At 56.4% G+C, this 13,674-nt stretch carries 10 protein-coding genes and 1 pseudogene; 10 read left to right on the forward strand and 1 reads right to left on the reverse strand.

All coding sequences use genetic code 11. From position 1 onward, the window contains the following. Positions 1 to 2: 2 nt before the first annotated feature. From U5G49_RS35640 to U5G49_RS35665, 6 genes are all read left to right on the forward strand, one after another. Positions 3 to 944, forward strand: coding sequence for an ABC transporter permease (locus tag U5G49_RS35640; protein WP_284200537.1), 942 nt, complete (start codon positions 3 to 5; stop codon positions 942 to 944). Position 945: 1 nt separating this feature from the next. Continuing rightward, positions 946 to 1,818 (forward strand): ABC transporter permease, encoded by an 873-nt coding sequence (locus U5G49_RS35645; RefSeq protein ID WP_284200538.1) that lies wholly within the window; start codon positions 946 to 948, stop codon positions 1,816 to 1,818. Position 1,819: 1 nt separating this feature from the next. Beyond that, the gene (locus tag U5G49_RS35650) at positions 1,820 to 2,827 is read left to right on the forward strand and encodes an ABC transporter ATP-binding protein (protein ID WP_284200539.1); all 1,008 of its coding nucleotides are present in this window, start codon (positions 1,820 to 1,822) and stop codon (positions 2,825 to 2,827) included. Continuing rightward, on the forward strand, positions 2,824 to 3,846 hold the full coding sequence (locus U5G49_RS35655; protein ID WP_284200540.1) for an ABC transporter ATP-binding protein: 1,023 nt from the start codon (positions 2,824 to 2,826) through the stop codon (positions 3,844 to 3,846). The genes U5G49_RS35650 and U5G49_RS35655 overlap by 4 nt, the downstream gene beginning before the upstream one ends. A gap of 87 nt (positions 3,847 to 3,933) precedes the next feature. Continuing rightward, positions 3,934 to 5,322 (forward strand): CapA family protein, encoded by a 1,389-nt coding sequence (locus U5G49_RS35660; protein ID WP_284200541.1) that lies wholly within the window; start codon positions 3,934 to 3,936, stop codon positions 5,320 to 5,322. A gap of 477 nt (positions 5,323 to 5,799) precedes the next feature. Further along, positions 5,800 to 6,810 (forward strand): IS30 family transposase, encoded by a 1,011-nt coding sequence (locus U5G49_RS35665; protein WP_322790963.1) that lies wholly within the window; start codon positions 5,800 to 5,802, stop codon positions 6,808 to 6,810. 109 nt (positions 6,811 to 6,919) lie between these two features. Here the strand turns inward: U5G49_RS35665 and U5G49_RS35670 are convergent. Further along, positions 6,920 to 7,161, reverse strand: a pseudogene (locus tag U5G49_RS35670) (IS110 family transposase); the annotation flags it as partial. A 401-nt stretch (positions 7,162 to 7,562) separates the two neighbouring features. Here U5G49_RS35670 and U5G49_RS35675 point away from each other — a divergent pair. From U5G49_RS35675 to U5G49_RS35690, 4 genes are all read left to right on the forward strand, one after another. Continuing rightward, complete coding sequence (locus U5G49_RS35675) at positions 7,563 to 9,197, forward strand: MFS transporter (protein ID WP_193444897.1); 1,635 nt, start codon at positions 7,563 to 7,565, stop codon at positions 9,195 to 9,197. 375 nt (positions 9,198 to 9,572) lie between these two features. Beyond that, positions 9,573 to 10,805, forward strand: a complete 1,233-nt coding sequence (locus U5G49_RS35680) for an ATP-grasp domain-containing protein (protein WP_193444896.1) — start codon at positions 9,573 to 9,575, stop codon at positions 10,803 to 10,805. 230 nt (positions 10,806 to 11,035) lie between these two features. Further along, the gene (locus U5G49_RS35685) at positions 11,036 to 12,127 is read left to right on the forward strand and encodes a KamA family radical SAM protein (protein WP_193444895.1); all 1,092 of its coding nucleotides are present in this window, start codon (positions 11,036 to 11,038) and stop codon (positions 12,125 to 12,127) included. Between the two features lie 103 nt (positions 12,128 to 12,230). Further along, the gene (locus U5G49_RS35690) at positions 12,231 to 13,466 is read left to right on the forward strand and encodes an ATP-grasp domain-containing protein (protein ID WP_193444894.1); all 1,236 of its coding nucleotides are present in this window, start codon (positions 12,231 to 12,233) and stop codon (positions 13,464 to 13,466) included. The last annotated feature ends 208 nt before the right edge of the window (positions 13,467 to 13,674 follow it).

Below are 13,674 nucleotides of genomic sequence, written 5' to 3' on the forward strand. Positions count from 1 at the left end.
CCATGCTGTTCTACATCATCCGCAGGATGATCTCGGCCATCGCCGTCATGGCGATGGTCGGAGCGTTCATTTTCCTGCTTGTCCGATTTGCGCCCGGCGACCCCGCCGTCATTATCGCCGGTCCAACGGCGACGGAAGCGGTCGTCGCCGGTATCCGCGACCAGATGGGCTTGAATGATCCTTTGGCGGCCCAGTTCATGCGTTGGGTTCAGGAAATTGTTAGCGGCAATCTCGGAACCTCAATATTTTCTGGACTTCCTGTTAGTGAGCTCATTGCTCAACGCCTACAGCCCACTATCTCGTTATCACTGCTGACGGCGCTTCTTTCAATACTCGTTGGGGTTTCCTTCGGCGTGCTTGCCGCTTGGCGTGCTGGGGGCTGGGCAGACCGCTTTCTGATTGGTTTCTCGGCAGTTGGTTTTTCTGTCCCGGTATTTGTGATCGGCTATTTCCTCGTTTACGTCTTTGCGATCCAGACTCATTGGCTGCCTGTCCAGGGGTATAAGCCGATAAGTCAGGGTATGACAGCTTGGCTTGTGCACTTAATCCTGCCAACACTAACCTTAAGCCTTGCATACATTGCTTTTATTGCCCGGATCACCCGGTCAAGCATGCTTGAGGTATTGTCAGAAGATTATATGCGAACGGCCGCAGCCAAAGGCGCATCGTCCTATGCAATGCTGTTTCATCATGCCTTGAAAAATGCTGGCGTTCCGATCCTTACAGCGATTGGATTGAGTTTCGCCGGTCTCGTCGGTGGCGTCGTCCTTACGGAAACGGTGTTCAACATACCAGGCATCGGTCGCTTGGTTGTCGATGCCATCAACGGGCGGGATTATCCCATCATCCAAAGCGTTCTAATTATCGTCTCGGGCCTTTATGTCCTGATCAATCTCATGGTCGATCTTGCTTACACGCTCATCGACCCGCGAATCCGGTACTGACATGGCTATCTCAACAACACCAACACAATCTGGCGCTCAGGCTCAATTTCGGATCTCAGTGCTTGCCCGACGCCACCCTCTGGTCCTAACTGGCGGTGGGCTCCTCGTTCTCCTGATCCTTGCTGCACTTCTTGCTCCGTTCTATGCAGGGGATCCGGGAAAGATGGATGCATTCGCTCGCCTCCAGCCTCCCTCCAGTGATCATTGGCTGGGCGCCGATAACCTCGGCCGCGATGTTCTGGTGCGGACCATTTATGGCGCGCGTATATCGCTCATGGTTGGGCTGGCGTCAGCTCTGGTAGCAGCCTTGGCTGGGCTGATGATCGGCATTGTGGCTGGCTACATCCGCGCAGTTGACAATATGGTCATGCGTTTCATGGACGCCTTGATGTCGATTCCGACCATTCTCCTGGCCATTGCGCTAATTTCGTTAACTGGTTCTGGAATCGGAATTCTGATCTTGGCAATCGCGATTCCCGAAATACCGGGTGTGACCCGGCTTGTTCGCTCGATTGTTCTAAGCGTGCGGGAGCGGCCATACGTCGAGGCGGCTGTTTGCGGTGGCGCTCGTCTTCCGAAGGTGTTGTGGCGCCACGTTCTTCCGAGCACTCTTCCGCCACTCATGGTTCAAAGTGCTATTGTCTGCGGAACTGCAATCTTGACCGAGGCCGGCTTGAGCTTTCTGGGCATCGGCGTGCCGCCGGAGATTCCCAGTTGGGGGAATATGATTTCCAGCTCGCGCCTTTATCTTTCCATCGCTCCGCTGACGCTTTTTGCCCCTGGCATTTGCCTTGCCCTTACGGTGCTGGCTGTCAATCTATTCGGGGACGGCTTACGCGATCTGTTCGATCCGCGCGCGAAGCGGAGGCGTTGATATGAAGATGCTGAATATTGTTGACAACGACGTCCTTCTTGACGTTCGCGATCTTGAAACGCACTTCTTTGGCGAAGACAGCATCACCCGCGCTGTCGGTGGCGTGAGCTTTCAGGTCCGAAAAGGCGAAACGCTCGGTGTCGTTGGTGAGTCGGGATGCGGAAAAAGTGTCACTTCTCTGTCCATTCTTCGCCTGCTGCCAAAGCTGACTGCTCGGACAGTTGGCGGAGAGGTTCGGTTCCACGGGCAAGACTTGCTAAAGCTTTCAGATCGCGAAATGCGAAAAATTCGTGGCAACAAGATTGCCATGATATTCCAGGACCCGATGACCAGCTTGAGCCCGGTTCACACTGTTGGGCGACAGATCGCCGAAGCCGTTGAGATACACACTCGGGTCTCGCGGTCGGAAGCAATGACGAAGGCTGAGGAGATGCTGCGTCTCGTCCGTATCGCGGACCCCGAGCGCCGGCTGAAGAACTATCCGCATGAGATGTCGGGCGGCATGCGTCAACGTGCAATGATCGCCATGGCGCTTGCCTGTTCACCGGAGTTGCTGATTGCCGATGAGCCTACGACGGCTCTGGATGTGACAATTCAGGCGCAAATCCTCAGATTGATCGTCGATCTCAAAGAACGCACGGGCACCTCGGTGATGTTCATTACTCACGATCTTGGCGTTGTGGCCGAGACATGTCAGCGCGTCATTGTGATGTACGCCGGGCAGATTGTTGAGCAGGCGATGGTCATCGATCTCTTTGCGCGACCCATGCATCCCTACACCAAGGCACTCATGCGTTCTGTTCCCGACAGGCGTCGGGGAAAGGAACGTCGTCTGCCGGAAATCCCAGGGATCGTACCCAGTCTGCGCGCCCCTATCATCGGGTGCAGCTTTGCCCCGCGGTGTTCGTTTGCGACGGACATCTGCAGGGAAAAAGCGCCAGTCCTGGAGGAACACGGGCCGGGTCACGCCGCCGCCTGCTGGCATGTAGAGAAGGTGCTTAGGGTATGAACGGTCCACTGCTTACGGTCGAGAACTTGACGAAGCACTATCCGCTTGGCGGCGGATTTTCGAAGAGAAACACTCCGGTAATCAGGGCAGTCCAGGACGTATCATTTTCCCTCGAGGCAGGTGAGACCCTCTGCATCGTCGGTGAATCGGGCTGCGGCAAGTCAACGATCGCAAGGCTCCTTATGCGCCTTATCGATCCATCTGAGGGTCGCGTGCTCCTTGAAGGTATTGACATTGCTAGCCTGAAGAAACACGAGCTCCGAAATCAACGCCGTCGAATGCAGATGGTGTTCCAGGATCCCTATTCATCGCTCAACCCGCGGCTCTCGGCAGGCCAGATCATCACGGAACCAGTTGAGAATTTTCAGCGCCTGAGCCGAACGCAGCGGGAGGCGCTCGCGGCAAAGCTCCTGCAACAGGTGGGTCTTGCTCCGGAGATCATGCACCGGCTTCCCTCCGAGCTATCGGGAGGGCAACGCCAGCGTCTCGGCATAGCACGGGCATTGTCCCTTATGCCTGCGATCATCATAGCAGACGAGGCGGTTTCGGCTCTCGATGTCTCCGTCCAAGCGCAGATCCTGAACCTGCTTATGGATCTCCAGCAAGAACTGGGCATCGCCTTCGTCTTTATCTCTCATGACCTTGGCGTCGTCGAGCATATCGGTCACAAGGTGGCAGTTATGTATCTGGGGCGCATCGTGGAACTCGCCAGGTGCGAAGACTTATTTGCAAATCCTGTGCATCCCTACACCGAAACATTGATCGCAGCCGCCCCGGTTCCCGACCCAACTCACCGCGGTCTGGAAGCGCGCCTGGAAGGGGAAGTTCCAAGCCCCGTGAATCCGCCGACGGGATGTGCGTTTCACCCTCGGTGTCCACTAGCAGTCGACCGATGCAGACAGGACGTTCCGACATTGCATACGATGGCGGATGGTCGAGTTGTCGCATGTCATGTACGGGCTCCGACCATTCGTGAGAACTCTGACATTGTAAGCGAGGCACTGCTCCTTAGCCAGTGACCAGCTAGAGGGGCGTCTCCTGACGCCCTCAAATCTTACCCGAATGTACCTATGGCACCCCTAGCGTGCAGGCTATCTGGAGAATTTATGAACGCCGACCAAAATGCATATAGAGACGAACAAGGGCCAGAACTGAACAGCTACGACGTGGCGGGCTCTCTCGAAACCAATATCGCGGACGGCTTTACGCTTGTCGCAGTTGGCGACCTCATTGTGTCGCGGCGATTAACCAACAGCTGCCACCCAGGCTTTGCGCAAGTTGTTGAAATCTTGCAAGCCGCAGATGTGACCTTTGGTAACTTGGAAACCAACATCTTCGACATTCGCTCTTTCGAAGGAAGCCCGCAAGCAGAGTATGGCGGAGCGTATCATGTCAGCTTGCCAGAAACTGGGCCTGATCTAAGGACGATGGGGTTCAATCTGGTCAGCTACGCAAACAACCACGCTTTCGATTGGGGCGTAGAGGGCATGCGCCTTACGTGCCGCGCGCTCGAGGAAAATGGCATTGCCTACGCCGGTGTTGGCGAAAATCTGTCACAGGCTGGTGCCGCACGTTTTGTAGAAACAACCAAAGGACGGGTAGGGTTGGTATCGTCCGCATCCACGTTCACACCTATGTCACGTGCCTGCGACGGAGCGGGCGAAGCTCCGGGAAGGCCTGGCATCAACACTCTCCGATTGGAGAGGAGTATCGTTGTGGAGCCCAAAATGCTCGATAGCCTCCGGATGGTGCGCGATTCACTGCCGAACTTTGGGCGGTCCGGGAGACAGTCAGACCAAGTTAAGGTTGCGAATGTGACTTTCAGAGCCGGCGAGCGGCCCGGGTATTCCTATGAGCCTAATTCTAGGGACGTCGCGAACATCCTCCGAAACATTCGCCGCGGCAAGCAGTTTTCCGACTTCTGCATCTTTACAAATCACGGGCATGAACCGGGAAATTGGAGTGAAGAACCGGCGGATTACGAGAGAGAATTCGCACATCAGACTGTCGATGCAGGGGCTGATGCTTACATCGTACACGGACCGCACCGATTGCGGGGTGTCGAAGTCTATAAGGGTCGGCCGATATTCTATAGCCTTGGCAACTTCATGATGGACGATCTCCGGACCCCTGTGGGCGCTGACATGTACGAAGTCTATGACAAGGACTTGATCGACGCCACAGACGCTGACGTGACCGTGTCCGAAATGTTATCGGGCTACGAAACTTCACCCGGTTTCAGCGCCCCTGTATTCTATGAGAGCATCATTGCGGTAAGCCGCTTCGAGGAAAACAGACTCACCGAGTTGCGCCTGTACCCCGTTGAGCTCGGTCACTCCAAAAGGTTCGCGAACCGAGGAATCCCTAGTCTCGCATCTGCTGCGAAAGCCGAGATGATCTTGAACCGCCTGCAGAAACTTTCCGAGCCTTACGGCACAAGGATCGCTTTCGAGAACGGAGTTGGGGTGATCAGCCTGAGTGGTGGGACAGAATGAATAGCCTCGTGCTTAACAGCGGGAAAAATTCGTAAAGCTCCAGTTCAATGTTCATCCGGACACGCAAGCAAGCCCAAATGTAGTTGTCCTGAACTAGCCTGTCGGCCCGAGGTCAATGATGAGCACGATAGCCACCCCTAGCGCCTTCTAATGGCAACTCAAACGTCGAAACGAAAAAAGCACAACGTGCTGCCCAGCCTTCACAAGGGAAAGGACAGTTAAATGTCTAGGACGGAAGACTCTTGTTCTGCGGATCTGCCGGAAGCTAAGCTGCCGAGTCTGGAAAGAGTTTTGAACTGCGCGGACGCAAATATGCGCGTAAGCTTAGATCGGCTCTTTGAATTCCTGCGCATACCTTCTGTATCCTGCGAACCTCACTATGCGCCGACGATCAGAGTTCCATAAGTCTGGTGGGTTCAAGTTTGAAGCGCGACTTGCGAAAGATGCCAATGGGTTATCGCTCGCAAGGAAAGCGCAATGAGACACACCTACTCCCATATCGACCTGGATGAACGCCGCAAGATCGCTCGCTGGCGGACGGCCGGCATCAGCGTCGAGATTATCGCCGAGAAACTCGGGCGGCATCGCTCAACGATCTTTCGTGAGCTCAAGCGCAACACGTTCGTCGACAAACTGATACCGGATCTCAACGGCTATTACTGCGTGACGGCCCATGACATGGCTTGTGAGCGTAGTGCCAAGTTGCGAAAGCTGGCGCGGTTCTCACATGTGCGGCAGTCCGTGATCGACCGGATCCTGCACGGATGGTCGCCCCAGCAGATCGCTGGTCGCATGCGGCTGGAGCGTCATCCGATCTCGGTCAGCCACGAAACGATCTACAAGTTCGGCTATTCCGCAGATGGTCAGGCCATCAAACTGTGGCGGCACCTGCCGGAACACCGGGCCAGGCGCCGGCCGCGGCATGCTCGACGTCGACACGGCCAGCGCTTCAGCCCGGAATTGAACATCCTGCGCCGCCCGGACGTCGTTGCCGATCGCAAGCAGTTCGGGCACTGGGAATGCGACCTGATCCAGTTCCGCAAGAAATTCGGCAAGGCCAATGTGACATCGCTCGTCGAACGGGTCAGCCGCTTTGCGATCTTCCTTCGCAACAACGATCGGCAATCCCGGCCTGTCATGGACGGGCTGATCCGCGCGCTGCAATCCCTGCCCCATCTTGCCCGCCGCTCGATCACCTTCGATCGCGGCACCGAGTTCACCGACTGGCCGTATCTGCAAGCAAACATCGGCACCCAGACCTGGTTCTGCGATCCGCAATCGCCTTGGCAGAAAGGCACCGTCGAAAACACCAATGGGCGAGTTCGCAAATGGCTTTCGAGAGAGGTCGATCCCTTGTCGGTGACGGACGCAGACCTTCTTGCGGTCTGCAACCGGCTGAACTCAACACCGCGGAAATGCCTCGGCTACCGAACACCGGCAGAGGTCTTTCGAAAGAAATTGCTCGCCCAGATGAGACATGCCGGATAGCTTGAAGTGCTCCGCAAGTCGCGTCTCAGCATGAACTCACACATCTATTGGCTATGGAGGACCAGATCATATAGATTCCAACCGCGTTGCATTCAATCTGGAACCAGCACACGTAAGGCTCGACGTAAGACGCCGGCATCAACCGAGCCTCGTGACCCAGTGCCATGAGAACCCGAGCCCAGTGGTGTCCGGTCGCGCGAGCCTCGATTCCGATCAGGCACGGCGGCAATGCCTTAAAGAATCCAACGACATCGTCGCGGCGAAGCCTGCGGCGGCACACGATCGCGCCAGCACCATTGACTCCGTGAACTGCTTGGCGATATCCAGACCAATTGTGGTAATCTTCTCCATGGACGGCTCTCCCTTATGTGGCTTTCGACAGCCACACTTTGGCACATTGCGATGCCGGGAGCGGAGGCCGTCCACCACATCAGGTTATGGGATACCCAATTTGAACATTAAAATCCTTTCCGCATCATTCCGATTAACGCCCTCGGCTCTCTGCGTTGAGCTCGGCCTCATTGCCCATCGATAGTTTGGACCTTTGGCGTCCGGCGCGTGACGACCGCACGCGACATTGTCCGTGGCCTTGTCGGCTCCGCGAGTCAGATCGCCCTCAACCATGTGTTCAATTTACCCATCTAACTATCTGAACAAAGCAATTGGCATTATTTTAAGTAACTCTACGACCTGGCACGACCTTTGCTGGATTATGCCAAGCCTGGTTCGATGCTTTGAAAGTCACAGAAATCATGCAACGCGAAGACCTTCCTATAGCTGACTCGACGTTCGCCCCCCTCCGCAATGCGGCGTTCCGGTCGATCTGGACCTCCATACAGGTCGCCAATCTTGGATGGCTCGTACAAACGGTCGCAATTAGTTGGCTCATGGCGACGATTTCCGCATCTGACCTGATGGTCGCGCTCGTGCAGGCATCAACCACCCTACCGGCGTTCATCCTCTCGATCGTGGCTGGAGCAGTCGCAGACAATTTCAGCCGTCGATCGGTGATGATCGCTGGCCTTTCTCTGATCGCGCTTGCCTCCATCGTGCTGTCGCTTTCTGTCGGCTTTGGCTTTGTTGGTCCTTGGCTCATTCTCGGGTTAGGGTTTCTGGCTGGCAGCGGCTTTGCGCTGAATGAACCTGCCTGGCACGCTTCGGTGGGCGATATCCTCGACAAACGAGATATCCCGGCCGCAGTGACGCTTATTTCGGTCGGCTACAACATGACGCGTAGCATAGGAGCCGCTTTGAGTGGAGCGATTCTTGCCTTCCTCGGGCCGTTGGCCGCTTTCGGCTTTGCGGCAGTTACCAATCTGGCGCCTCTCGGCTCGGTGTTGCAGAATAAATGGCATGTACGTCCGTCTCCCCTACCGCGGGAACGGATCGCAACGGCCATTCACGATGGAATGCGGTTCACCGCTCTGTCGTCAGATATCAGGGCTGCGATCATTCGCGCGACCCTGTTCGGGCTCGGCGCCATTTCGATCCTCGCACTTCTACCGCTTGTTGCCCGAGATCGTCTGGCTGGTGGCCCCATCCTCTACGGCATTCTGTTTACCGGCTTTGGGACTGGCGCCTGCATCGCCGGATTGATCAACCAGGTCTTGAGGAAGGTGGTCCCGCAGGAGTGGCTGATGGCGCTTGCGTCAATCGCTTGCGCTCTCTGCTGCCTCTCGCTCGCCTTCACCTCCAACCCGATTATTGACACCCTTGCATTAGTTTTCGGCGGCGCAGGCTGGGTCATAACCTGGACCGGTTTCGATGTATGGGTCCAGCTGGCAAGCCCAAGATGGGTCGTTGGTCGCACTGTCTCCATCTATTATGCCTGCCATTCGGGCGGCATAGCAGCCGGCAGTTGGATTTGGGGCACCGTCGCCCAATCCTACTCCTTAGCGTCGTCTCTCGAATTGGCTGCCTGCGCCCTGTTTCTCGTAGGAGCTCTCGGGTTTGTTTTGCCAGTCCTTCTCGGTGCTGTTGGCGACCAGCAGGGCTCCGAGTTTCCAGCCCCGCGACTGGCGCTTGACCTGAAACCCCGCAGTGGCCCCATCGCAGCAAGGACAGTTTATCTTATCGGGGAGGAGAGCCTCGAGACCTTTCTTCGTCACATGCGGGCACGCCGGTTCGCCATGAGCCGAGCGGGAGCGCGTGATTGGACACTCCAGCAAGACCTTCGAATCCCCGCGCAATGGGCGGAGACATATAGCACGCCGACCTGGATGGACTTCATGCGGCTGAACCACCGGCTCTCGCCAGCGGATCAGCAGATATCGGAGCTTCTTTCCGCCCTGCATGAGGGCGACCGCCCCCCCCAAACCGACCTTGCAATCGAGCGAGCGACCGACGCGCAGCCAGTCGAGCGGGCGCGTTTCGCGTCCATGAGGTGATGTGCGTATGGAATCAGCCGACCATTGCAGCCGGGCTGATCCCTTGGAGGATCACAATGTCGCATATGACCCAACTGGTGTACCGCGTCAGCCCCACCTCACTGCAAGCTCGAGGGAAGATTGTGGCCACAATGCCGGCACGCTCCGCGCCGCCGGTTCAGGTGATCACGCCTTGGCCGTCATGCCTCGACAAATGTAGGACGGCCGGAGACCAGCTGTCGGGTTTGTCTGGGCCATGTTAGGTAATTCGCTTTCGTTTGGCTGCAGTCAACATTCTTGAAAAGAAAGCACAAATTCTCTTGCGAGGCTCGATCCGCCGGAGTGGCACGCGTTTTGCTCTAAGAGAGTGGGAACACAACGAAAGGTCAACAACCAATGGCAAAACGAGCACTCATCCTGATCGAGGGCCATAGGAGCAATGGTCCGCTCTACGTCCGAGAGGCCCAGCGTCTTGGTCTTCAACCAATTACCCTGGCGACTGATCCAGCTCAGTACGACTATCTTGCGGCAGAAGGCAGCGAGGCCATCCGGATCGATACCAACGATCTCGAGACGCTGATCCGCGAATGCTTTCGGCTGCGTGCGACCTGTGACATTGCCGGCATTACAGGCTTTGCAAACCCCGGCGAGTCGGTTTTTGTGACAGTTGGCAAGCTCTGCCGGCATTTCAATCTGCCGGGGCCCGACCCCGCGTCCATAGAACGATGCTGCGACAAGTTTGTTCAACGTCAGCTCCTCGCACAAGCCGGCGTTCCGATGCCGGCTTACCGCTTGGCAACAAATGCGAGAGACGTCGAAGGCGCTGCCGCGGAGATCGGCTTGCCGGTGATTGTTAAGCCAGCTATCGGCAGCGCCAGCAGCGGTGTCCGATTGTGCCGCACCGCCGACGAGGTGTCTGACCATGCGACTCATCTGTTGGGCGAAACGCACGTATGGCAGTCTTCACCCCGGATTCTGGTCGAAGAATTCGCTCAGGGATCATATTACGGCGCTAATACAATGGGAAATGAGGTCATTGCGGTTGGTACCGGTGCCTTCGGCCCTCCACCCCATTTCGTCTTTTGTGAATACCTCTTTCCGGCTCCGCTGACAGATGACGAACATGCGCGTATCGTGGATGTTTCGCTGAGCTGCTTGCAAGCTCTCGGTCTTGACTGGGGGCCAACCAACATTGAATTCCGATGGACAAGGGGCGGCCCAGTCGTCATTGAAGTCAATCCGCGCCTTCCGGGCGGGGAATCTGAACTGGTTCAGCTGGCGTACGGCATCGATCTCATCAATGAGCATATCAAGCTTGTGATCGGCGAGGAATGCGATCTGCGCGCAAGGCATTCCCGCACTGCAGCCGCGCGCTTCCTGGTTCCTGATCGCGATGGCATCCTCGATCGGATCGAGGGCACCGGTCTGGCGGCTGCTGTACCAGGTGTCGTTGATGTCCGATTTTATGTCGCACCCAACACTCCGATCGTCAGAAAAGGCGATGCCGGGGACACGATCGGACATGTCATCGCCGCTTCAACGAACTCAGCTCAGACGAAGGCGATACTTCAGCGCGCCGTGGACCTAATTGGCTGGTCGATCACACCATTTCCGGCCCTTGATGAATAGGACCGGTTCGCGCCGTTATCGCGCCTGGGCAGGCTATGCCCGGAAACAGGCGGTATTGGCTGTAGTCTCGACAAGAGACATGCAAGGTGTAGCCAAGGCCCGCCGAGATGCTAACTGCCAGCTTCGCCTTAAAGCTTGGTTGCCTGACGCAGCCGACCTGCGCACCTTGCTTAAACACAGTGAAGAAACTGCCGCGACCGTTTTTCCGGTCTCAGGCTGAGGGGGTCTAAATGAAAACCGATCGAACGAACCGAACCGATATCAAGGCCACCAAGCTCATTGAGGGGACGCGCGCGGTTGCTCCGTGGGAGCTGAAAGCCAAAAGCATCACTCTCTATAAGGTTACAGAATTCTATAGGGAACAGATCACCAACAGTGGCCATTACGATCAGCTCAAGTACATTGTCGAGCCCTCATTCGAAGAGTTCGAGAGCCCCGGCGACCTGGATACGAGTGGTGAGCACGACAACACGATCGTGCCCGGATTTCAGCACAAGTACGCCGCGACCGGGTTAGTGTTGGTAACTGACCGTTGCGCTTCATATTGCCGCTACTGCTTTCGCAAACGCATTGTTGGCAAAGACTCCGAGGAAGTCGCAACTGATTTTGCCCAGATCTCGCAATATATTGGCAGTCATCCTGAGATAACGAATGTGCTCCTGTCGGGCGGCGATCCATTCGTGCTCAGCACTTCCAAGCTCGACCAAATTCTCGATTATTTGCTGCCTATTCCACATTTGGATACCATTCGCATTGGCACAAAAATGGTCGCCTACGAGCCCAAACGGTTTGAGGATCCAACTCTAGCGTCTTTGTTCCAACGGATCCATGAAGCAGGTAAGGCCGCAGTTATCGTAACCCATTTCGACCACATCGGTGAAATCTCGGTCGATGCGGAGCGCAACATTCGATCGTTGCGCGCACATGGTGTGCAGTTCCTCAATCAGTCTGTGCTTCTCGCAAAGGTCAACGATGATCCCGACATCTTGGCTGAGACCTTCTCTAAGTGTCACCAAATGGGTGTCCGCCCCTATTACCTCTTTCAAGGCAGGCCGGTGAAGGGCGGGTCACATTTTCAGGTTCCCCTGCGCAGGGGAGTAGAGATCGTGCACGGAATCAGCCAACGTCTCAGTGGCATCCATAAGACATTCAAATACATCATGTCCCATTACACGGGAAAGATCGAGATCCTTGACCTTGGAGCAGATGGCCGCGTGTATATGCGCTACCATCAGAACAAGTGCTCGCAAGAGATCGGAAAGGTCTTCTCCCGACCATATCTGGAGGGCGCCTGCTGGTTGGACGATTTGCCCGAAGGATGAGACCGAAAGGTGCACAGTGCTAATAAGCGTACACCCAGATAACAAGTCGACGCCGGTTTGCGCTCCAAGTACATCATTGAACACAACGAAAGGTCAACAACCAATGGCAAAACGAGCACTCATCCTGCTTGAAGGTTCGAAGGGCAATGGTCCGCTCTACGTCCGAGAGGCCCAGCGTCTTGGTCTTCATCCAATTACCCTGGCGACTGATCCAGCTCAGTACGACTATCTTGCGGCAGAAGGCAGCGAGGCCATCCGGATCGATACTAACGATCTCGAGACGCTGATCCGCGAATGCTCTCGGCTGCGTGCGACCTGTGACATTGCCGGCATTACAGGCTTTCCTGGCTTCGAAGAGTCGCTCTATGTGACAGTTGGCAAGCTCTGCCGGCATTTCAATCTGCCGGGGCCCGACCCCGCGTCCATAGAACGATGCTGCGACAAGTTTGTTCAACGTCAGCTCCTCGCACAAGCCGGCGTTCCGATGCCGGCTTACCGCTTGGCAGCAAATGCGAGAGACGTCGAAGGCGCTGCCGCGGAGATCGGCTTGCCGGTGATTGTTAAGCCAGCTGTCGGCAGCGGCAGCAGCGGTGTCCGATTGTGCCGCACCGCCGATGAGGTGTCTGACCATGCAACCCATCTGTTGGGCGGGGCGCACGTATGGCAGCCTGCACCCCGGATTCTGGTCGAAGAATTCGCACAAGGCCCACTCTATAGCACTGATACCATGGGCAAAACGGTCATTGCGGCTGGCTTCGCCGAATTTAACCGCCTGCCGCACTTCGTCCCTTGCGGAAGCATGTTTCCGGCTCCGCTGACTGATGACGAGCATGCGCGTATCGTGGAAGTTTCGCTGAGCTGCTTGCAAGCTCTCGGTCTTGACTGGGGGCCAACCAACATTGAATTCCGATGGACAAGGCGCGGCCCAGTCGTCATTGAAGTCAATCCGCGTCTTCCAGGTTGGACCACACCTCGGCTCATTGAACTCGCCTACGGCATCGATCTCATCAATGAGCATATCAAGCTTGTGATCGGCGAGGAATGCGATCTGCGCGCAAGGCATTCCCGCACTGCAGCCGCGCGCTTCCTGGTTCCTGATCGCAATGGCATCCTCGATCGGATCGAGGGCACCGGTCTGGCGGCTGCTGTACCAGGTGTCGTCGATGTCAGATTTTATGTCGCACCCAAGACGCCGATAGTCATGAAAGGGGATTACCGGGATATGATCGGACATGTCATCGCCGTTTCATCGAGCCCAGCTCAGACGAAGGCGATACTTCAGCGCGCCGTGGACCTAATTGGCTGGTCGATCACACCATTTCCGGACCTTGATGAGTAGGACCAATTCGCGCGCTTACCGTGCCCGCGCAGTGCCCGAAATTCGCCTGACGGATGGCAGCTTACCTGCAAGCTCTTTCAATCCCCAAGACCGGATCCAGGTGAACGGACCGTGGATCTTCTTCAACAGCAGGGAACAGGGTTGGTCCAGTTCTCCTGAGCCCTGGCCCGCCGGAAGCAGGATCGTGGTGCAACCGCCGGCAGCGGCG

It is taken from the genome of Rhizobium indigoferae (assembly GCF_034554815.1).
GTDB lineage: Bacteria > Pseudomonadota > Alphaproteobacteria > Rhizobiales > Rhizobiaceae > Rhizobium > Rhizobium leguminosarum.

Coding starts and splice junctions, on each gene's coding strand:
- U5G49_RS35640 (WP_284200537.1), top strand. CDS start 3: ATGCTGTTCTACATCATCCGCAGGATGATCTCGGCCATCGCCGTCATG.
- U5G49_RS35645 (WP_284200538.1), top strand. CDS start 946: ATGGCTATCTCAACAACACCAACACAATCTGGCGCTCAGGCTCAATTT.
- U5G49_RS35650 (WP_284200539.1), top strand. CDS start 1,820: ATGAAGATGCTGAATATTGTTGACAACGACGTCCTTCTTGACGTTCGC.
- U5G49_RS35655 (WP_284200540.1), top strand. CDS start 2,824: ATGAACGGTCCACTGCTTACGGTCGAGAACTTGACGAAGCACTATCCG.
- U5G49_RS35660 (WP_284200541.1), top strand. CDS start 3,934: ATGAACGCCGACCAAAATGCATATAGAGACGAACAAGGGCCAGAACTG.
- U5G49_RS35665 (WP_322790963.1), top strand. CDS start 5,800: ATGAGACACACCTACTCCCATATCGACCTGGATGAACGCCGCAAGATC.
- U5G49_RS35675 (WP_193444897.1), top strand. CDS start 7,563: ATGCAACGCGAAGACCTTCCTATAGCTGACTCGACGTTCGCCCCCCTC.
- U5G49_RS35680 (WP_193444896.1), top strand. CDS start 9,573: ATGGCAAAACGAGCACTCATCCTGATCGAGGGCCATAGGAGCAATGGT.
- U5G49_RS35685 (WP_193444895.1), top strand. CDS start 11,036: ATGAAAACCGATCGAACGAACCGAACCGATATCAAGGCCACCAAGCTC.
- U5G49_RS35690 (WP_193444894.1), top strand. CDS start 12,231: ATGGCAAAACGAGCACTCATCCTGCTTGAAGGTTCGAAGGGCAATGGT.